The organism is Pseudoalteromonas sp. DY56-GL79, from assembly GCF_041414765.1.
In the GTDB taxonomy this organism is placed as follows: domain Bacteria; phylum Pseudomonadota; class Gammaproteobacteria; order Enterobacterales; family Alteromonadaceae; genus Pseudoalteromonas; species Pseudoalteromonas piscicida.
In genome coordinates, this window is sequence record NZ_JANHZS010000010.1 from 1 (window position 1) to 21,149 (window position 21,149).

21 protein-coding genes are annotated in these 21,149 nt (G+C 43.6%); 6 read left to right on the forward strand and 15 right to left on the reverse strand.

Annotated features, from left to right (window positions below):
• Positions 1-1,522 precede the first annotated feature (1,522 nt).
• The 3 genes from NO992_RS08620 to serB all read right to left on the reverse strand — a co-directional run bounded on the left by NO992_RS08620 (position 1,523) and on the right by serB (position 3,729).
• A complete protein-coding gene (locus tag NO992_RS08620; protein ID WP_266071486.1) occupies positions 1,523-2,125 on the reverse strand; it encodes a hypothetical protein in 603 nt (200 codons plus the stop codon).
• A 151-nt stretch (positions 2,126-2,276) separates the two neighbouring features.
• A complete protein-coding gene (locus NO992_RS08625; protein ID WP_095727217.1) occupies positions 2,277-2,549 on the reverse strand; it encodes a helix-turn-helix domain-containing protein in 273 nt (90 codons plus the stop codon).
• A 166-nt stretch (positions 2,550-2,715) separates the two neighbouring features.
• Positions 2,716-3,729: a phosphoserine phosphatase SerB gene (serB, locus tag NO992_RS08630; protein WP_371376158.1), complete on the reverse strand. Its 1,014-nt coding sequence runs from the start codon at positions 3,727-3,729 to the stop codon at positions 2,716-2,718.
• Between the two features lie 95 nt (positions 3,730-3,824).
• Between serB and NO992_RS08635 the strand changes: the two genes are divergently transcribed.
• Both NO992_RS08635 and NO992_RS08640 read left to right on the forward strand, forming a co-directional pair.
• On the forward strand, positions 3,825-4,481 hold the full coding sequence (locus tag NO992_RS08635) for an AhpA/YtjB family protein (protein WP_371376161.1): 657 nt from the start codon (positions 3,825-3,827) through the stop codon (positions 4,479-4,481).
• 69 nt (positions 4,482-4,550) lie between these two features.
• Positions 4,551-5,279, forward strand: a complete 729-nt coding sequence (locus NO992_RS08640; protein ID WP_010379161.1) for a thioesterase II family protein — start codon at positions 4,551-4,553, stop codon at positions 5,277-5,279.
• Between the two features lie 614 nt (positions 5,280-5,893).
• Here the strand turns inward: NO992_RS08640 and NO992_RS08645 are convergent.
• The 7 genes from NO992_RS08645 to NO992_RS08675 form a co-directional block, all read right to left on the reverse strand.
• A complete protein-coding gene (locus NO992_RS08645; protein WP_371376164.1) occupies positions 5,894-6,697 on the reverse strand; it encodes a TatD family hydrolase in 804 nt (267 codons plus the stop codon).
• Positions 6,663-7,304, reverse strand: a complete 642-nt coding sequence (gene pdxH, locus NO992_RS08650; protein ID WP_371376167.1) for a pyridoxamine 5'-phosphate oxidase — start codon at positions 7,302-7,304, stop codon at positions 6,663-6,665. The genes NO992_RS08645 and pdxH overlap by 35 nt, the downstream gene beginning before the upstream one ends.
• A gap of 68 nt (positions 7,305-7,372) precedes the next feature.
• Positions 7,373-9,115: an arginine--tRNA ligase gene (argS, locus tag NO992_RS08655; protein ID WP_371376170.1), complete on the reverse strand. Its 1,743-nt coding sequence runs from the start codon at positions 9,113-9,115 to the stop codon at positions 7,373-7,375.
• A gap of 24 nt (positions 9,116-9,139) precedes the next feature.
• Entirely contained in the window at positions 9,140-10,729 is a 1,590-nt protein-coding gene (gene prfC, locus NO992_RS08660) for a peptide chain release factor 3 (protein ID WP_017216978.1), read from the reverse strand.
• A 286-nt stretch (positions 10,730-11,015) separates the two neighbouring features.
• Complete coding sequence (locus NO992_RS08665) at positions 11,016-11,966, reverse strand: sensor domain-containing diguanylate cyclase (RefSeq protein WP_045962115.1); 951 nt, start codon at positions 11,964-11,966, stop codon at positions 11,016-11,018.
• Positions 11,967-12,098: 132 nt separating this feature from the next.
• The gene (locus NO992_RS08670; RefSeq protein WP_017216980.1) at positions 12,099-12,797 is read right to left on the reverse strand and encodes a DUF3581 family protein; all 699 of its coding nucleotides are present in this window, start codon (positions 12,795-12,797) and stop codon (positions 12,099-12,101) included.
• A 177-nt stretch (positions 12,798-12,974) separates the two neighbouring features.
• Entirely contained in the window at positions 12,975-13,613 is a 639-nt protein-coding gene (locus NO992_RS08675) for a cytochrome b/b6 domain-containing protein (RefSeq protein WP_371376174.1), read from the reverse strand.
• A gap of 173 nt (positions 13,614-13,786) precedes the next feature.
• On the opposite strand from NO992_RS08675, the gene NO992_RS08680 reads away from it, so the two are divergent.
• The 3 genes from NO992_RS08680 (at position 13,787) to NO992_RS08690 (ending at position 15,632) form a co-directional block, all read left to right on the forward strand.
• On the forward strand, positions 13,787-14,644 hold the full coding sequence (locus NO992_RS08680; protein ID WP_349195341.1) for a transporter substrate-binding domain-containing protein: 858 nt from the start codon (positions 13,787-13,789) through the stop codon (positions 14,642-14,644).
• A 75-nt stretch (positions 14,645-14,719) separates the two neighbouring features.
• Positions 14,720-15,208 carry a glutathione peroxidase gene (locus NO992_RS08685; protein WP_371376177.1) on the forward strand — a complete coding sequence of 163 codons (489 nt, stop codon included), beginning with the start codon at positions 14,720-14,722 and terminating at the stop codon, positions 15,206-15,208.
• A complete protein-coding gene (locus NO992_RS08690) occupies positions 15,195-15,632 on the forward strand; it encodes a MarR family winged helix-turn-helix transcriptional regulator (RefSeq protein ID WP_045962108.1) in 438 nt (145 codons plus the stop codon). Before NO992_RS08685 ends, NO992_RS08690 begins: the two co-directional genes overlap by 14 nt.
• Before the next feature lie 65 nt (positions 15,633-15,697).
• Here the strand turns inward: NO992_RS08690 and gltX are convergent, their stop codons facing one another.
• From gltX to proB, 4 genes are all read right to left on the reverse strand, one after another.
• Positions 15,698-17,185 (reverse strand): glutamate--tRNA ligase, encoded by a 1,488-nt coding sequence (gene gltX, locus NO992_RS08695; RefSeq protein WP_010607688.1) that lies wholly within the window; start codon positions 17,183-17,185, stop codon positions 15,698-15,700.
• An 83-nt stretch (positions 17,186-17,268) separates the two neighbouring features.
• Positions 17,269-17,634, reverse strand: coding sequence for a glutaredoxin (locus NO992_RS08700; RefSeq protein ID WP_026000901.1), 366 nt, complete (start codon positions 17,632-17,634; stop codon positions 17,269-17,271).
• Positions 17,635-17,720: 86 nt separating this feature from the next.
• Positions 17,721-18,689 carry a GGDEF domain-containing protein gene (locus NO992_RS08705; protein ID WP_371376182.1) on the reverse strand — a complete coding sequence of 323 codons (969 nt, stop codon included), beginning with the start codon at positions 18,687-18,689 and terminating at the stop codon, positions 17,721-17,723.
• 71 nt (positions 18,690-18,760) lie between these two features.
• Entirely contained in the window at positions 18,761-19,900 is a 1,140-nt protein-coding gene (proB, locus tag NO992_RS08710) for a glutamate 5-kinase (RefSeq protein ID WP_099031975.1), read from the reverse strand.
• Positions 19,901-20,310: 410 nt separating this feature from the next.
• On the opposite strand from proB, the gene NO992_RS08715 reads away from it, so the two are divergent.
• Complete coding sequence (locus tag NO992_RS08715; RefSeq protein ID WP_010379194.1) at positions 20,311-20,538, forward strand: hypothetical protein; 228 nt, start codon at positions 20,311-20,313, stop codon at positions 20,536-20,538.
• A gap of 17 nt (positions 20,539-20,555) precedes the next feature.
• Here the strand turns inward: NO992_RS08715 and NO992_RS08720 are convergent, their stop codons facing one another.
• Positions 20,556-21,056: a DUF1543 domain-containing protein gene (locus NO992_RS08720; protein ID WP_010607693.1), complete on the reverse strand. Its 501-nt coding sequence runs from the start codon at positions 21,054-21,056 to the stop codon at positions 20,556-20,558.
• Positions 21,057-21,149: the final 93 nt, after the last annotated feature.

Below are 21,149 nucleotides of genomic sequence, written 5' to 3' on the forward strand. Positions count from 1 at the left end.
AACGCATGGATGCGTGAAAAGCGGTGACAGGGCCAAGGATGGCCCTTACACCGCGGTGACGTTCATATTGGCAATTTACTTGAGGAGTCAGTGTGATGTTGGGAGTGCCTTTTCTTTTGCTTACTTGTTCTTTGGGCATCAAAGAAAAGTAAGTCGTAGCCCATGGATGGGCGTCGAAATCCGTCAGGAGGACGGGCTGACTTTACGGTAAATTTCGAGCTACCAGTCGTTAGCAACATAAACCTCCATGTTTAATATCAAAGCGCATCCATGCGCTTCTCGTTCATTCTTTTTAAACGACGAAAAAGAACGAACCAAGAAAACGTCGCCCCAGCATCACACTTAATCCTCAAATCCTAATCCGATATATAATACCAATTGCACTAAGTCTCCAATCAATTTGAAGGGTGAAATACCATATTAGCGTCGTTAAAAATTTCTCATTTAGAACAACTAAATAGCAAAATTTTTGCCTAGCTACTAAAGCTATTTCTCCGCTTCAAATTGCTCATTTACCTAATACAATTGGTATCGCAACCGTCTTGTAAGGCACGTCCCGGTGCCAGACAAGGCTTGGCCGACATCCTGTCGGCACATTGCATATCGACTTATGCTTTTCGGGTGTGATGGAGGGGGAAATAAGTTGTCTGTTAGCTGTCCACAAAGCCATCAGAAACATAGTTGCTTGCAAGCACCACAAGAATTTATCAGCGCCTTGTGTCTCCCTCATCACACCCGAAAGTAAATTGCCAATGAGTCATTTCAACGCATGGATGCGTGAAAAGCGGTGACAGGGCCAAGGATGGCCCTTACACCGCGGTGACGTTCATATTGGCAATTTACTTGAGGAGTCAGTGTGATGTTGGGAGTGCCTTTTCTTTTGCTTACTTGTTCTTTGGGCATCAAAGAAAAGTAAGTCGTAGCCCATGGATGGGCGTCGAAATCCGTCAGGAGGACATATTAACCTCACCCTCCATGGCTCGTATCAAAGCGCATCCATGCGCTTCTCGTTCATTCTTTTTAAACGACGAAAAAGAACGAACCAAGAAAACGTCGCCCCAGCATCACACTCAATCCTCAAACCCTAAGCCGATAGTCTTGTAAGGCACGTCCCTGTGCCTGACAAGACTTGGCCGACATCCTGTCGGCACATTGCATATCGACTTATGCTTTTCGGGTGTGATGGAGGGGGAATAAGTTGTCTGTTAGCTGTCCACAAAGCTATCAGAAACATAGTTGCTTGCAAACACCACAATAATTTATCAGCGCCTTGTGTCTCCCTCATCACACCCGAAAGTAAATTGCCAATGAGTCATTTCAACGCATGGATGCGTGAAAAGCTGTGACAGGGCCAAGGATGGCCCTTACACCGAGGTGACGTTCATATTGGCAATTTACTTGAGGAGTCAGTGTGATGTTGGGAGTGCCCTTTCTTTTGCTTACTTGTTCTTTGGGCATCAAAGAAAAGTATGTCGTAGCCCATGGATGGGCGTCGAAACCAGTCAGGGACAGTGGTTTAAACCTATGATTTCAGCTTTTTAGCATGCGTTGTGATAGATAGAATAGCCCATAGTTCAACACCGGCTAAAATACTTTTTATCGTCGGATAGTTATAAAAAACCCAGTTCCAGTCCCAAAATTGCTTGGCGAATTCTTCATCGAAGCCAAGGTAATCAAGGTTGCGAATAAAGTTTTCAAACATCGCTAGTAAGTCAGCTACAATAAATAATAGGCAGATCGTCATTAATGTCATATCAGAGATAGTAAAATGTACGTCTTCACAAGACCTATTACGTATTCTAAGTACCATCCTAGAAAGCGCTGGACGATATGCTAAAGCAATGAAGTTAACGGTGTCAGTTATAAAATGGATCGTATAAATACGTGTATTTTTCCACAGATGCAACGAACTTTCATGCAACGCAAACACATTAAAGTGAAATACTGAATATTCTAGGGTAACAACAGTCAATTGAATTGCACAGATATGTACAGCATTCACATTGTCTCGATACCAAATCATGATCACAACAAGCGCCGTAATAACGCCCAAACGATCTAGAAAAGGATGTTCTAAATACAGAACACTTAGAAGGGTAAAATGCAATGCTAACAGCAGCTTCATAGTTTCAGGATCAAAGCCTTAAATGTTATTTTAAAAATAATTTTGTAGCTAAATTCAGTGACGGAGGTACTAAACTGCCACACTAAACACGGATTATACATTCAAGATTGAATGTATAACACTAAAGCGGTCACAGTTAAGAAAGGTAAGTCTATTTTTTAGAAGCAAATTTATCATTTCTATGTGTATCTTGCTCAGCATCACATTCCCTGATTTGATGCATCAAACCTTTAATATCGATAGAGCAATAGATACATATTTGCAAAAACTGATCGACTCTAGGCTGACCGACACCGGTTTCCCAATTTTCTATCGTCCTGAGAGACACACCAATTTTATCTGCCATTTTTTGCATGGAGACCCCTTTACGCTTTCTAAGTGCGCGAAGGTCATCACCTGATATACTGTTTTTAAAGAAAAACAAAGCTGTTATATCCCTGCTAAAATGTTGTAATTAACATTGAAATACAAAACTTGCTGCAAAAGCTTTCTGCATTTCAACTATTATAGAGCCTGAAACTCCTAGATGATAACAAAAAAACACAAAAAATCAACAACACTTAACAGGCTTTAGTTTTTATAAATGCCGATTATTTCGGCACACCTAGCAAATATAACAGTTGTAACAAAGACCCTTCACAAATCGCAGCGTCGGCATTTTCTACCACTTTTGGCTTACCATGGATTGCCACACCTAGTTGGGCTTTTGCCATCATCACTAAGTCATTTGCACCATCACCAATGGCAACGGTTTGAGTCATTGGGATCGCATACTGGGTTGCAAGTTGACCTAGCACTTCCGCCTTTTTGTCGGCATCTACGATATCACCTAGCACTTTGCCGGTGAGGTGCGCGTTTTCCACCTCTAGGGTATTGGCGAATACAGCGTCTAGCTGGAGTGGCTCTATCAATGATTCTGCAAACCATGTAAAGCCACCCGAGGCGATGGCAAGATGCCAGTGATGCTGCTTTAGCGCCTGACATAACAGCTCTATACCGGGCATTAGCGGTAAGTTTGCTTTTAATGATTGAATTTGTGATAACGGTACGCCAGAAAGTGATGCAACGCGGCGGTGTAGACTTTCAGAAAAAGAAAGTGCCCCCGCCATTGCCTGTGCGGTAACAGAAGCCACTTCATCATATCGGCCGGCCAATCGAGCAATTTCGTCAATACATTCAATTTGAATTGCGGTGGAGTCCATATCCATCACAAGTAGCCCCGGTTCTTCTAAAGTAGGTGCTTGCGTTATAATCGCACCTTGCGCATTAATGCTTTTTGCAAAATCTCTTACTTCAGCCTTGCTCGGCAATTGCGATGCGTTAAAACGCATACCCAATGCAACTGGGAGCTGTTCATGAGGTTGATATGCCGTAAAATAAGTTTGCTCGATAGCAAATGTTCGAAGAAATTTCTCAACTTCCAGAAGGTGTTGCAATTGTATATTTGGGCCAAAAAAGCATATTGATTGGGTCGTCAGCTCAGGTAATTGATTTACTTGTGTGAGGCTTGTGTTACCTTGGCAACTATACCAATTATCCAGCGCCATATGTTCCTGAATTGGTGTGTTTAGTTCACGATTAGCGAATTGAATGATTGACGACATAAGTTGCTCCTTGATAGCGTTAAGCCGATTTTTAACATGATTGCGCTAAGCTGTCAGCACTGGACCTTAGCAAAAGCGGGCAATATGCGATAAATATGAAAAATTTACATGTATTAGAAGTGTTAAACTCGACCAGAGGGCGTAGATTATTTCGCCTGTGCATCGCCGCGACGTGTTTAATTATGGTGACTTGGCTTGCGTTTAATACCAGTTTTGAGTCTCATCGCTTGCTCCATAATGGCGCAGACCTTACCGCAAGGAGCCTCACCAAGCAGCTCGCAAAAAATGTGGCATTGCCCCTCTCTCGCAGTGATACGCCAAGGCTCAGCGCACTGGCAAATCACCTCGCTAGCGATGATTTTGTGCTTCAAGTCGCGATTTATGATTATCAAGGACGCTTTGTTGTTGGTAACGACGGTAATTCCTCACCCACAGATTATCAGCAGCTACCTCAAACCTTACCTGGGCTCAGTAAAACCAAAAGCATTATTTCTGAACCAGTATATACGCCGATGGGACAGCCTCTTGGGTTCGTCAATATGGTCTATTTGACAGAAGCTGCTATGTCACAAAGCCACTCTCATTTCCACGAACTTGGACGAGTCGTTTTACTGATGCTGGTGATTACGATGGTATTCACATGGCAAATAGGTCGAGCATTAAAACGCTGGGAAGTAAAACGCAAAATTCGCAAGAAAGTAAAAATGCTACCAGCGCCTGAAAAACGGGCAGAAGAATTAGAGCAGGGGTAAAGCTGTTAGCACTGTAATAAAGTTGATAACATAATAGTTAACCTAAAATAAAATCGAACAACAAAGGATATGAATAGTAAACTTTTTATTACCCCAAAACCCAATCCAAACGCTGAGTTGCGGTTATTTTGCTTTCCTTATGCGGGCGGTTCACCAGCTATATTTACGCCTTGGATCGATAAAACAAGTGAATTTGTTGAGCTCGTTTTTGTGCAGCTTCCAGGGAGAGGGGCTCGACTGGTAGAGCCAGCAATAGACAACATGCCGGATATTATCTCTGAACTCATGGTACACAAAGACTATATGACCAGTAAGCCTTTCGCGTTTTTTGGACATAGTCTTGGTAGTCGCATTTCATATGAGCTTGCTTTTCAATTGTTAGACGCAGGCTTGCCTACTCCACGTAAAATATTTGCTTCTGCGAGTCGTGCACCACATTGCACCTCAACTAAGTCTCATTTACATGGCTTACCACACGATGAATTTATTGCTGAGCTTCGTGACTTAAATGGTACGCCAAAAGAAGTTCTTGAAAATAAAGAGCTTATGGAGCTATTACTCCCGTTGCTCCGAGCTGACTTTAAAATAGCAGATACCTATGTAGCAGAACAGTGTGCATTACCCATCCCCATCCATGTTTTCCATGGCGTTGATGATGAGATCTTGAATGAACATGTTATTGCGTGGCAAGAGCTAACGACACAGCCATACCAGATTACCGAATTTGCCGGTGGGCACTTTTTTATTCACCAATACGCTGATGAGATGATCTCCATTATTAATCAACAATTGGCTTAAGTAGTGTTGGTATTATGCCGGAAAAGCATAAAGATCGCCGGGTGAACCGGCTCCTACACGGGTTATCTATTGCTGATAGGTATGGTTTTATATCGTGGTAAAAGCGTAAAGATCGCCGGGTGAACCGGCTCCTACACGGGTTATCTATTGCTGATAGGTATGGTTTTATATCGCGGTAAAAGCATCAAGATCCCGGGTGAACCGGCTCCTACACCTGCTTTTCTATTGCTGGTAGGTATGGTTTTATATCGTGGTAAAAGCATAAAGATCGCCGGGTGAACCGGCTCCTACACGGGTTATCTATTGCTGATAGGTATGGTTTTATATCGCGGTAAAAGCATAAAGATCGCCGGGTGAACCGACTCCTACACTTGTTTTTCTATTGCTGATAGGTATGGTTTTATATCGCGGTAAAAGCATCAAGATCGCCGGGTGAACTGGCTCCTACACCTACTTTTCTATTGCTGGTAGGTATGGTTTTATATCGCGGTAAAAGCATCAAGATCGCTGGGTGAACCGGCTCCTACATGGGTTATTTATTTCTGGTAAGTATAGTTTTATATCCCATTTGTAATATTGACGCGTAGGTCGAGATTTATCTCGACATCATCAATTTAACCTAAGCCAAACAACTGCGTGGTATTTCGATAAAGCGCTGCGGCAAGCTCGCTCGGTGTTTCGCTTCGATATTCACAAAGTCTGTCAAATACTTGGACGACTCGCTTAGGGGAATTCGGCTTCCCCTGATAACCATGTAACGGCATCGACGGCGCATCAGTTTCCAACACTAGGCTTTCAAGCGGCAGCTGTGATATTGCCTGCGCTGTTTTTTCGCCTCTTGGATAGGTGATTGTGCCACCTACTCCGAGTTTAAAACCCTGAGCAATATAATATTCAGCCTGCTGTTTTGAACCTGAAAAAGCATGGATCACCCCGCCATACTCTGGTTTAACACGTTTAAACGCGGCGGCAATTAGGTGATGACTTTTACGGTGATGGACGATTAGCGGGAGCTTTACCTGATTACTCAGTGCGATATGCGCTTCAAACAGTGCAATTTGCCGCTCCAGCGCATCGCAGGTTGTATCGATGCCGCACTCTCCTATCGCACACAGTTGGGTACGATTGTGTATTACATGCTCGACCAACACGGTCATATCGTCACCGCGGTGTTCGCCAATAAAATAAGGGTGTAACCCCGCGGCGATTTCACATTGTGGATGATGTGCTTGAAACTCAACAAGCTGTTGAGACTGCTTAAGGGTAACGCCAGGCACCACAAAACGCTCAACACCAGCGCCGTGGGCAGTTTTGATATGCATAGCTAAGTCATCTGCCAACTCGTCAAAATCGAGATGACAGTGACTATCTATAAAGGCGAATTTATGGGTTGAGCCGCTCAATTTCCCAACTGCCATCGGCTTGCTTCACATACATAAAGCGATCATGAAGGCGGTGCTCTCCACCTTGCCAAAACTCAACTTTAGTGGGCTCAACACAATAACCGCCCCAAAAATCAGGTAGTGGGATTTCGCCTTTAGCGAACTTGTCTTTCATGCTACTAAAGGTTTGCATCAACGCTTGACGAGATGACACTGGGCGCGATTGCTGAGATGCCCACGCTGCAAGCTGACTTTCTTTTGGTCTTGATAAGAAGTACTTGGCAACGCGACTAGTTGGTAATGGAACAGCTTCACCGTACACGATAACCTGACGCTCAATTTCATGCCACGGGAAGTGTAAGCATATCTTGTTGTTTTGCTTTAATTCTTGCGTTTTGCGTGAACCGGTATTGGTAAAGAAGACAAAACCGTGCTCGTCTACATGCTTGAGTAAAACAATGCGTTGAGACGGCTGACCGTGCTCGTCAACCGTAGCGACGACCATCGCTGTTGGGTCAGTAAACTTAGCATCAATCGCCTGCTGTAGCCAGGCTTCAAACTGCTCAACGGGCGTGTCTTTTAGCATTTCACGACGTAAACCGTCTTTGGTATATTCTCTGCGAATGTCTTCAAGTTTCATCACAATATCCTTAACAAAAAAAGCCGCTATAAAGCGGCTTCTAGTATACCTGAATGCAAGTTAAAACTAACTTACATTTGCTCCATCACTTCGATACCGAGCAAATCTAGGCCGGTTTTCAGTGAGTTAGCAACTAGATTACATAGCACTAGACGACTTTCACGGACGTCTGCTGCTACATCATCTTTCAAAATTGGGCACGCTTCATAGAATGTCATATACAAGCTCGCAAGCTCATATAAATAACTACATAATACGTGTGGCGTTGCTTCGCTGATCATCAGATCCAGCACTTCTTCCAGTTGCAGCAGTTTAAGCGCAAGTGCCTTTTCCTGTGGTGCTTGAATTTGAATACGACCAGTTAGGCTAGCGCTATCCATGTTTGCCTTGCGGAAAATACTACGAACACGGGTATAGGCGTACTGCAAATATGGCGCTGTCGCCCCTTCAAAGCTCAGCATCGTATCCCAGTTAAAGATATAATCGCTGGTTCTGTGCTTTGACAGATCGGCGTACTTCACTGCACCAATACCCACTTTACGCGCGATTTCTTGGCGAGCTTCATCAGATAGGTCAGAGGCTCTGTCAGCGAGCTTTTCTGTCGCACGGCTCACTGCTTCGTCAAGTAAGTCTGATAGCTTCACCGTGCCGCCAGTACGAGTTTTAAACGGTTTGCCGTCGTTACCCATCATCGTACCGAATAGGCTCGGCTCGTAGCTGGTTTTGTCTTTTAAAAGACCCGCTTTACGTGCTGTGATCTCAACTTGATTGAAGTGTAAGCCCTGACGCGCATCAACAAAAATTAGAATACGATCAACATCTAGCTCATTTGAGCGGTAATCACAGGCTGCTAAATCAGTCGTCGAATATAAGAAACCACCACCTGATTTTTGCACGATAAATACGGAAGGTTCACCGTCTTTATTTGCCAATTCGTCAAGGAATACAACTTGAGCGCCCTGATCTTCAACCGCAATGCCTTGCTCTTTTAGCAGTTCAATTACACCGGCAAGACGGTCGTTGTAAGCACTTTCTGCCATGATATCGTCACGCGTAAGCGTCACGTTTAGCTTGCCGTATACTTCTTCAGAGTGTTTAACTGAGGTGTCGATAAACATTTGCCATAGCTTCTGACAATGCGCATCACCACCTTGTAGTTTTACTACGTAATCACGGGCTTTATCGGCAAAACCGGCTTCGTCATCAAAGCGCTTTTTGGCATCGCGATAAAAGCTTTCCAGATCCGCAAGTGCGACGTTTTCAAGGTCAACACCTTGGTTCAGCAAATCTTCTAAGTGTGCTATCAACATACCAAACTGGGTACCCCAGTCGCCCATGTGGTTTTGGCGAATAACAGTGTCACCACGGAACTCAAGGGCACGCACAACAGCATCACCAATGATAGTTGAGCGCAGGTGACCTACGTGCATCTCTTTAGCAAGGTTTGGCGAAGAAAAGTCGACCACAACCTTGTCAGGCGTAGCATGTTCAGCAACACCTAGCTTGGCATCCGTATTTGCCGCCTCTAGGCTTGTGGCTAAAAACTCAGGCTTGAGGTGAATATTAATAAAACCTGGGCCTGCGATTTCTGTTTTTTCTGCAAGATCAGCAACGTCTAGGTTGTCGATGATCTTCTGCGCCAGCTCTCTTGGATTGGTTTTTAGTGCTTTGGCAGCCCCCATCGCACCGTTAATTTGGTAATCACCAAACTGAGGACGCGTGCTTTGTGTTACCGCTGGGTTTGTACCTTCAGGGATACCTGCCGCTTGCATCGCTGCATTGGCTTTTTCAATTAAAATACTTTTGATGTTCATCTGTTTTCCTTTAATACGCAGCGATTAGTGTTCACGAGTTTCATGGAACTTCACGTCAGGGTAACGCTCCATAGATAGATTCAGGTTTACGCGACTTGGTGCGATGTAAGTTAGGTTATCACCACCATCCAACGCCAAGTTTTGCTCGCACTTGCGGCGGAACTCTGCCATTTTCTTATCGTCATCACAGCTTACCCAGCGCGCAGTTTGAACCGTTACGCTCTCGTAAATCGCATCTACGTTGTATTCAGACTTTAAACGTGCCACAACCACATCAAACTGTAGCACCCCAACCGCACCTACAATCAGGTCGTTATTGATAAGTGGTCTAAATACCTGTACCGCACCTTCTTCAGAAAGCTGTACCAACCCTTTTAGGAGCTGCTTTTGCTTAAGTGGATCTCTTAGACGAATGCGACGGAATAGCTCAGGTGCAAAGTTTGGAATACCGCTAAATTTAAGCGTTTCACCTTGTGTGAAGGTGTCACCTATTTGAATCGTACCGTGGTTATGTAGACCGATAATATCGCCCGCGAACGCTTCTTGAGCACGCTCACGGTCACCCGCCATAAAGGTTACCGCATCCGCAATGCTGACTTGTTTACCAAGACGCACGTGGTTCATCTTCATGCCTTGGCTATATTTACCAGATACAATACGCATAAAGGCGATACGGTCGCGGTGTTTTGGATCCATGTTTGCTTGGATTTTAAACACGAAACCTGAGAACTTTTCTTCGTCGGCTTTTACTTCGCGCTCATCAGTTTGACGCGGCAGTGGCGTTGGTGCCCACTCGGTTAACCCGTCAAGCATGTGGTCAACACCGAAGTTACCAAGTGCCGTACCAAAAAACACAGGCGTTAATTCGCCAGTTAAAAATAATTCACGGTCAAACTCGTGAGAGGCACCCATTACTAACTCAAGCTCTTCACGAAGTTGTTCCGCAAGACTTTCGCCCACAGCGGCGTCAAGCTCGCTGTTATCTAGCCCTTTGATCACGCGTTTGTCTTGGATCGTATGACCTTGACCTGTTTGGTACAAAATCGTTTCATCACGGTGAATGTGATAAACACCTTTAAATTCTTTACCACAGCCAATTGGCCAAGTAACCGGCGCACACATGATATTCAGTTCGGTTTCTACTTCATCAAGTAGCTCCATTGGGTCACGAATATCACGGTCCAATTTGTTCATAAAGGTAACGATTGGCGTGTCGCGTAAACGCGTTACTTCCATCAGTTTGCGGGTACGGTCTTCTACACCTTTTGCCGCATCGATTACCATCAAGCACGAGTCAACAGCGGTAAGCGTTCGATAAGTATCTTCAGAGAAGTCTTCGTGTCCCGGAGTATCTAGTAGGTTTACCAAGGCATCATTGTATGGAAACTGCATCACAGAAGTGGTTACCGAGATACCACGTTCTTTTTCCATTTCCATCCAGTCAGATTTGGCGTGTTGGTTTGAGCCACGGCCTTTAACCGTACCGGCTTTTTGTAACGCCTTTCCGAATAAAAGTACTTTTTCGGTGATGGTGGTTTTACCCGCATCCGGGTGTGAAATGATCGCGAAAGTACGTCTGCGCGACACTTCCTGCGGAATACTCATATTTGACATTGAAATTCTACTTATGGCATTGGCAACCGAACCAAAACTCGGCCACGCTAAATTCGAACAAAGATTGCTATATTCTCTCCGATCTTGGCCATTTTAACAACTTGATGACGGTAATTTTCGCAGCTAAATAGCAGATGCTATTTAGCCATTGCGGTAGTTGATGAAAGGTGGGCTGTGATGGCTAGTTTATTAGTCCAGCTTTTTACGTAAAATCGCCATTGTTCACCAAAGAGCATGTCTTGTCTGCAACTATGTCGGCCTATATGCTTTAGCTCATATTAAGCATTCAGCTCAGTTTTTGCTGATACATGTGTTTATCTGCCCGAGAAAATAAACTAGCCATGCTTTCAAACTTATTTTCACACTTGGCAAATCCCGCTGAAAATCCACACTTGGGGAGCTTTTTCTGTTTTAACGCTTGATAGAAATTAGCCTCGCTTTGAAAAATAAAGTCGTTGACGGCTTTCTCATCATGTCGCTGTACAATAGCTAGAAACTCATCGCCACCATAGCGCCCGATAATATCATCTTCGCTGCTTACGGCCTTCAACGCTTCGGCCAAACTTTGTAACACCTGATCTCCAACTTCATGACCATAGCTGTCATTTATTGGTTTAAAACCATCTAGATCAAGAAAAACACAGTAAAGCGCACCACCCAGTTTTAAGGCAATATCACGCTTATGTTCACCAAGTATTTCAGTTGCGCGACGATTTAACACTTCAGTCAATGGGTCTTGCATCGCTATCGCTTTGATTTTGCTATAGCGCTCAATCATCACCAAATCGTCTTCTAGCATATCGCGTAAATGCTCTATAAATTCGACCAACGGAGCGCCGTAATTCGTGGGTTTAAAGTCCATCACACACAAAGTACCAAACGACTTTCCATTGGGCCAATGGATAGGTACACCCAAATAAGACTCAAAGCCGTCATTGGCAACCTCAGGGTTATCGTCCCATTGATAATTTACACTGGCGTGCTGCTCATATAGGTTACGGTTATTAGCGAGAACATGCTTACAAAAGATATTGGTTTCTTGCGGTATAAAACCACCAGCAGGATACGGGTTTTCTTCTTGGTCACTTGCAATCATCACTGCAAAACCGTCTTCTTTTTTTTGCACCACAAACGCAGCAGGCGCCGAAAAAATCTTCGCCATCAAATCGACTGTTTTTTGCCATTTTAATAATGTTTGTTGTGAGGCTTCTGGTTTGAGCAAGTCAGCATACGGCACGGTAATACCATTTAATTCAATTACATTTAATCTAAACAGTATAGCGGACAGCTGAAGAGTGGATGAATTATTGTTTAAACGGAAAATTGTGTGAGCAACACGCTGACTGGTGCGTCAGCGTGCATTGGGAGGTTACGGCTTTAATGCTACTTTTCTATCGTTGTAATAGGCAATCAAATCATCAACAGTTTGCTGACAATACCCACGGATCCCAGAAACTAACATGTGCTTTTCACCATAACCGACTTTAGTGCCGTTCGACAGCAAGTTAAAACGCAGGTTGATTTTGCCACGTTTGCCTTCATAGCTAAACTCAGGTTTAGCCGCTTCCAATGTTACTTCCGTTACCGAGATATCATCCATATGAATAGACATAGATTCGTATATCACCATTGGCCTTGCTGGGTTTATCATTACCTCTTGCTCACCCATCAATGGGATGATCACATGAGGAAAGGTGGTGCCTGAAAATTCAACGTAATTTCTCGTCAAACTATTGATGAGCGTTGGGCAAGTGCTGGTTTCGCCAGTGCGCGATACAGACAACATCACTTTATCATTTGCGGTAATATCAAATTGTGCAGCACCTTCTGGCAATGTGAGCGTTGTTGTTTCATCAACCATGCCCACAAAGCTAAACTCCATATTCTCGCTTAAGCCGTAGTGCTTTAACACTAAGGAGAAAAGTAGATCACCCGGTACACAAAACTTCTTTGCATCGATGTCGTGCAGTGGGTTGTAGTCGTCCGCGACTCCTTTTGCAAATAAACTCCCCTGCTCTCTGGTAATGGTGATCTCATTTGCTTGTTGTTGATAATACGGCTCTAACATCGCTACTTTTCTCTAACCTCTAAGATAAAACTGCGCCATGTTACCAGAATTTTCTGAAATAGAGGTCATATCTGTTACGATAATCTGTTAACAAATATTACATTGGCCGGACTTGATGCTAAAGGTTAGCGAGATTATTGAAAGCAATAACCTCGCTAACTTCCGTTCAGAGTGGAGTTACATTAACCCTTGTAATGGCTCAGCGCCCCAAGTAAAGAGTAACACAGCAGAAATTGCAATAAAGATAAGGTATGCAACAACACCCGGTTTCATGACAGGCGTGCTGACTGCATTTTCTTGCTTACCAGTTACTAACGTCTTTACTAGGTTTTGACCTTTTAAGCGATACACCACAATCGCAAATATATGTAGTGCAATGGCCGCAATTAACAGCTCAATATTGGTGTGATGTATATCGCCAGCTAATTCAACTAAGTCGTAAGATACATATTGTGCAAGCGGCCCTTCCACCAAAATATCATCGGTTGTCATCAAGCCAGAAACGAGCTGAATAAGGATCAGCACAAAAAACAGCAGTACCATCAAACTTCCCGCAGGATTATGTCCTACATGGCTTTGTTTTGATTTAATGGCCGATAAAATCGCTTTAGGTGAATGAAATAACGCACTTAATTTAGCGGTTTGGCTACCAATGACACCCCAAATTAATCGCGCAGCCATCAGTGCCAACAATAAATAGCCAGTAACAAAGTGAAGATCCATCATGCCTTCTTCACCGGTAATATATAAGGTTACTAGTCCTGCTACGAGCAGCCAGTGAAACCCGCGGATAAATCCATCCCACACTTTGGTCATCGTTTATTTGCCCCATAGGTAAAAATCATTGCAATGATGACAGGTTATAAAACTCAGCACAAAGAGTTAAGGTTAAATAACCGCTTATCTTGATTTGGCACCGAGTTTTAAATGCTAATTAAGCACAATGTTCTATAGTAAACTGGTGTTTGCCTTGCTGGATTGGAGCGATAATGAAATATTTACTACTAATGCTGCTGTTGTTTGGTGCGTGCTGCAACGCAAAAATATTGCTGATCTCGAATGAACCAGCCGATGAGCAAAGACTTTTTAGCAAAAGAGCCCATAGTTTAGAGTCAGATACCAACAACTTGCTGTTAAACCAGTTTGGCCGAGATTACTTTGACTTTACCATTGTCACCCCAACCAAACTTAATCAATTGCTCGCAAGTGAAGAGCCCGTGTGCGCGGTGTCTCGCCTAAAAACCCCAAGTCGCCAGCAAGCCTTTTTGTTTACCATCCCCATCCACCTATATCCAAGCCATAGATTATATTACTTCAAACAACACACTCCGATGGATGCCAGCCTTGTGAACGCCACCGGTAAACTGAAGTCGCTTGCAAGTTTAATGGCTTATTATCCACAGGCCACCATCATCAAAGAGGTCGGCAAATCTTATGGCAATACCATTGACTCCGCATTAGCGCTACTTGAACCCAAAAATGTTGCTATTAGACCGTATAAAACCTCAGCACAAACCATTATGGAGCAGTTTAGTGCAGGTAAGGTAGACTTTATATTGGCCTACCCCGCTATCTTTCAGCAGAGCTTTCCAAAGGACAGGGCACATCTAGTGGGCTCCTTACCAATAGCAAATAACCTGCCGCATCTCGAAGGCCACATTGCTTGTAGCCATACCCAAGAAACACAAGCATTTATCGAAAAGGCCAATCAGATGATCCGTGCGCTGTATTCCACAAGTACCTACTTAACCACACACTTAAAATATCTCCCCAAGCAAGATCACGCATTGATCACCAGACGACTTGCGATGTTAAGCGCCAAATATCAACGTACTCCTGCAAAATAATTTCCACTGCTGTTGCACAAGGGCCATACTTAGTCTAAATTAAATCGCACACGATTAAATCATAAAAGACTAAAAATGACGACACTCTATCAGTTTGAAGCAAACACATTACAAGGTCAGGCATATCACTTTACCGACTTACAAGGCAAAACTGTGCTTATTGTTAACACGGCCAGTGAGTGTGGATTAACACCACAATATGAAGGACTCCAAGAGCTACACCAAAAATACGCAGATCAGGGGCTTGTGATCATCGGCTTTCCCTGCAATCAGTTTGGTAAACAAGAACCCAGCGATGCAAAACAAATTCAAGAAGGCTGCTTAATCAATTATGGTGTTGATTTTCAGATGATGGAAAAGATTGAGGTTAATGGCGATAAAGCACACCCACTGTATCAATACCTAAAGTCCGCGCTTCCAGGGCTATTTGGTAATAAAATCAAATGGAACTTCACTAAGTTTTTATTTAACCAGCAGGGTGAACCCGTTAAGCGCTATGCCCCAATCACCAAGCCTGAACAAATAGCCAAAGATATTGAAAAGTTACTAAATGAGTCAATCTAACCCGCAGCTCAATCTCGATAACCAGATCTGTTTTCGGCTATATAGTGCATCAAGACAGGTTACACGACTCTATCAGCCGTTACTCAAAGAGGTTGGGCTCACGTATCCGCAATACATAGTGTTATTGATTTTATGGGAGCAAGACGGACAGCTTGTGAAAGAAATAGGCGAACGAGCTGAACTCAATAGCAACACCCTAACACCGCTCCTTAAGCGCTTAGCAGAGCGTGGTCTCGTTACCCGTAGCAAAAATCCTGATGATGAACGACAAACCTTCATTCACTTAACTGAAGCTGGTAAAGCTCTTGAGCAATCATGCGCTTGTATCCCAGCACAAATGATGGCAAAAGCGGGCTTAAGTATGGAGCAAATTCAACTGTTAAAGCAATCTCTTGATGTGTTGATGGCGCAAGGAAAGCGGTAAACACGATACATTTCAGACAATAAAAAAGCCGCTACATCAGCGGCTTTTGCAATACGGTCTCGCTATTATGCAATAGACGGGTACTCACGGTATGCTTTTTCAAGCTTTTTCGCTTGCTTTTTAGATACACCAATATGCTCTAGTGCCACTCTTAAACGCGCACGAGAAAGGTCTGAACCTAACACTTCCATCGCATCTACTACTGAGGTCGATGAGGTTTTGCCTGTAATAGCAACGAAGATAGGCTCTAAGAACTCTTTGATCTTTAACTCATGGTGTGTCGCCACAGCCTTTGCAATAGAGAAGATCTCAGACTTGTTCCACGTACGCAGCTTTTCCAATTCCCAAATAAAGAACTGCAGAGCTTGACGAACCACTTCTTCGTCCGCTTTACCAGCCGTTAATAACGCAGGATCGTATTCAGGTAAGCCCGCCACAAAGTGGCCTGCTAGCCCCACCAAATCAGATAGCGTGTTGATACGCGCCTTGGCTTCAGGAAGTACGCGAGCCAACATATCACCGTTAAACTTCCAGTCGACAAAGCGCTGGATAAGTTCTGCATCGGTTAGGTTTTCGCGGATCCACAGACCGTTTAACCAGTTAAGCTTGTCAATATCAAAGATAGGTCCACCAAGCGATACGCGCTTCATATCAAAGTGTTCAATCATCTCAGCCAAAGTGAACTTTTCACGCTCATCCGGCATTGACCAACCCATACGACCTAAATAGTTAAGTAGTGCTTCTGGTAAGAAACCCATTTCTTTGTAGTAGTTAATTGAAGTTGGGTTTTTACGCTTTGACAGCTTAGACTTATCAGGGTTACGAAGTAGCGGTAGGTGACCAAGTACAGGTGCTTCCCAGCCGAAGTCTTCGTACAATTTTAGTAGTTTAGGCGCAGAGTTGATCCACTCTTCACCACGGAAGATATGGCTAATCTCCATGTGATGGTCATCTACTACGTTTGCAAGGAAGTAAGTTGGGAAGCCGTCGGCTTTCAACAACACTTGCATGTCTACGTTTTCCCATGGGATCTCAATTTCACCGCGTAGGTAATCGTTAAACTTAAACGTGCCTTCTTCTGGGATTTTCATGCGAATTACGTAAGGCTTGCCAGCTTCAAGGTTTGCCTTTACTTGTTCTTCAGATAAACGTAAGCCACGGCCATCATATTTAGGGCGTAAGCCTTCTGCCATCTGCTCTTCACGCATTTGGTCTAGCTCTTCAGCCGTTGCAAAGCAGTAAAACGCTTTACCATCATCTACAAGCTGCTGTGCAAACTTTTTATATAAGTCAGAACGCTCTGATTGACGGTATGGGCCAAACTCGCCACCCACATCCGGACCGTGATCCCAGTCAAGACCTAACCAACGTAGGCTGTCCATGATAGCTTGCTCAGATTCAACAGTACTACGTACCTGATCGGTATCTTCAATTCGTAATACAAACTCACCACCTTGCTGCTTGGCAAAGCAATAGTTGAATAAGGCAATATAAGCCGTTCCTAAATGCGGATCACCTGTTGGAGAGGGTGCGACACGAGTACGGATAGTCATCAAAATTCTCTTAAAAATGGATTAGTCGATTAATGGCGCTATGCTAGCATAGCGCCTGATTAGCGCATAGTAAGGCGCGTGAATTAAGCTGCTTTTTCCAGCTTTTCTAGATAAGCAACAATGTCATTGGATTCGTACAGCCAAGTGACTTCGCCTTGCTCTTCGATTCGCAAGCATGGCACCTTCACTTTACCACCCTGCTCTAGCAACTCTTGGCGATATTGCTCATCATTTTTGGCATCACGGGTTTCGAGCTTAAGCCCTTCACGCTTGGCAGCGCGGCGCACTTTAACGCAAAATGGACATGCCTTAAATTGGTATAACTTTAAGTTTGCCGTCATAGCATCTAGCTTTTGCTGTTGTTCTGCGGCACGTTTTTTACTGCGCGGGGTAAAAATAAAATCAAAAAGTAAAATCAGACGTCCTAAAAACCATCTTACAAATTGCATAACGTTTCCCAAACCTTTTGCTAAATTCGCTAAAAAATAGGTTGGGGAGTTTAGCATAATCTTTAAGCGCTATATATAAGCGGAGCTTAAAACAACTCTATTTCTGCACATGCGTATTGTGATTCAGCTAACCCTAAAGCGAGGTAGTTTGTAACTTGGTTTCTGCCATTTTCTTTTGAGTGATAAAGCGCAAGATCGGCTTTATGAACTTGCTCAGAAACTTGTAGTGTATCGACCACTTCAGTAAAACCTAGGCTCACAGAAACATGCTCTACTTGCGGAAATCGGCTGGAAGCTATTGTACTTCTCAAGCGCTCAAGTGCTACTGCAGCAGAGTCATCATTGCGACTTTGAAATAGCACCGCAAACTCCTCTCCGCCGTAGCGAAACACATAGTCTTCTGCTCTAAAGTTAGCTTTGATCTTTTGCGCTACCAACAGGATCACTTCATCGCCAATCACATGACCAAAATTGTCGTTTACCTGTTTAAAGTGATCAATATCTGCCATCGCTAAATACCACTTGCGGTCTTCACTGTCATCACGGCATACCGTAAACCCGTCCCCATTGGTTATTTCCATGACTTTTTCATCAAACGTTTGGCGATTGAGTAGCTCGGAAAGCGGATCGATACGAGCAAAGTGCAATGTTGCCATTTGATGCGCAAAAACAGTGAGTAAGTGCTTCATTAAAGTCGCAGTGGTGAGATTTACTTGACCTTCTATATATAAAAAACCAACGAGCTGAGCTTGGTGATAAAACGGGATAACACTATCGCCGTGGTATTGAATGAGGTGTTTGTCATCTTGGCGCTGCTGTAATTTATCTACCACGGCATCTACCGGTCCCACCACAACACAAAAGTCGCGATGGCTCACAAATATAGATTTTGGGACTTGTTTTTCCGATAAGCTTTTACTGAAATAAAATGCATAGCTTTCCCCACAAACATCGGAGATAACCCGTTCAAGGGCCTGCATTAGCACCAGTTCACTCTTTTGCGCCAAGAGCTCTAAAGTAAGTTCGTGACCACAGGGTGAATAGCTAATCGACATTCAAGGCCTCTCAATAAAATTGACTCTTGATAAGTGTAGAACAGCTCTCTGAATTTACAGTAATTTATAGGCTAATTTAATACTTCTTGTTGGCTATGTTGATTCAAGAGCACCAAATTATCACGGTGGATGATCTCCTCAGCACTTTCAAAGCCAAGACACTGCGCAAATTCACTACTATGACGGCCAATTACCAAACCAAGTTCTTGATTACTTAAGCTAGTTAAACCTTGTGCCTGTAGCGTGCCTTGTTGGCAAAACACTTGAACCAACTCACCACGTTTAAATTGTCCTTCAATCGACACTATGCCTTTTGCTAGTAAACTTGCTCCTTGATTACATACCGCATTGATTGCGCCGCTATCACAAATTATTTTACCGGTTGATTTAGGGCCTGACAGCAACCAGCGCTTGCGCCCTCCAACCGGAGCGTCAAACTTCAAAAACGTCGTGCTTGGTGCGGTTTGCGTAAGTACTTGCGGTAAAATGTCGTATTCACTGCCTTTTGCTATCACAACATCAACACCTGCTCGTTGTGCGATGTCGGCGGCTTGCAACTTAGTCGCCATACCACCCGTGCCAAGTTGTGTGCCACTGCCACCAGCTAGTGCTCTAAGTTCGTCGTTTATATGTGTTACTTGCTCTATCAACTGCGCATCTGGATTGGCTCTGGGATCTGCGGTAAAAAGACCATGCTGATCGGTGAGTAATACCAATTTATCGGCATTTGCTAAAATTGCGACGTAGGCTGAGAGGTTGTCGTTATCGCCAACTTTGATTTCAGACGTTGCCACTGCATCGTTTTCGTTGATGATAGGCACGACATGATGCTCTAGAAGCTTAGTGAGCATATCCCTTGCAGTTAGATAACGTTCGCGGTGCTCAAGATCGGCTCGTGTCAGTAGCATTTGCGCCACAGTGACGTCGTAAATACTAAACAATGACTGCCATAAATGGATTAATTGACCTTGCCCAATCGCAGCTAACATCTGTTTTTCAGCTAGCGAATGACCAATTTGTTGCTGTAAGACACCGCGCCCAGCAGCAACAGCACCGCTGGAGACAACAATGACCTGATGACCAGCCTGACGTAACGTTACACACTGCCTTACCAGCTCAACAAGTCTGGGCTTGTTTAAGGTCTGGCTGCCTGCAGTTAAGACACTCGTGCCGAGCTTGATAACAATGGTTTGTTTATTGTTTTTGGTCATAGTATTTGTTGGTTTTTACAGCGATAGAGCTTCGTTATACCACGGACCTTCCCCCCTCCCAAGTAATAATACCAATTGCATTAACTCTCCAACCAATTTGAAGGGTGAAATACCATATTAGCGTCGTTAAAAATTTCTCATTTAGAACAACTAAATAGCAAAATTTTTGCCTTGCCTATATGGATATAGGTACCTTGGCGGTAGCAGGACGCGAGAGCGGAGCTACTAAAGCTATTTCTCCGCTTCAAATAGCTCATTTAATCAATACAATTGGTATAAACTCATGAATTTTATTTCTAACTCAGAGTGAATTGGTATAATCCGCCGCACTGATTTCGATCAAGGCTTTTTTGCATCGCGTGTGAGAGAGTGTTCATCATTCAATGAAAGAATAATTAGCTGAGTTCAAAATGAAAAAACACAAAAAGAACAAAGAAATTATGATGCTACCTTTGCTGTTTGTAGTGATCTTAATGTGTGTAGGCGGCCATTTTATTTTGCAACCTAGCTACAAAGACAGCCACATTGTTGAGTATTCTCTAGCTGCACTGCCGTTTTTAATGTTTGCCGTCGTGATTGTCGCTATCAAAATAGCCATAAAAGCAGATAACGATGAAAACAATGAGGGTGAGGGCTAAAGTATCCCTCATATTGGTTATAGAGGATGATAACCAAACCACAAAGGGGTAAGCGGTGTTGATTGGCCACTGTGGGTGAGCTTGATATTTAAGTTTTGATCAAATAAATCGATGGCAAAACAGTCATCTACATCATGTAAATCGTCTTTATGAATATGGCTAAAACCGTTAAGCAAAAACGCTTTTGCCTTCTCTTTTGCCTCATCCGCATTCGTTGCAACGAACAGCCCAAAGTCATGCGCCTCAGCTAAACTATCTGGCTTATATCCTCCCAAGTTCACAAAATACAAATGCTCAGCTTGCTCAACACGCTCTTCGGTAAGTTCAATGGCATAACCATCGGCATGTTCAATGATTGTGTAGCTATCCATATGCACCGAGTTTTTATCACCAACCCATTGCTGCTTTAATTTGGGATAAGCTTCTTCAATTGTATTTGCCGCGACAAAGCGCACATCATGCATTTCAATATGGCAACCTTGAATACGGCCACCTAGGTATACAACAAACAACTTCACTTTGACACTCCACTCCTTTAAAACCCAAGTATACTCTCAACTCAAAGACTTGGCTTTATTGAGTTAGATGATTATTCTGAATAAACACTCTCA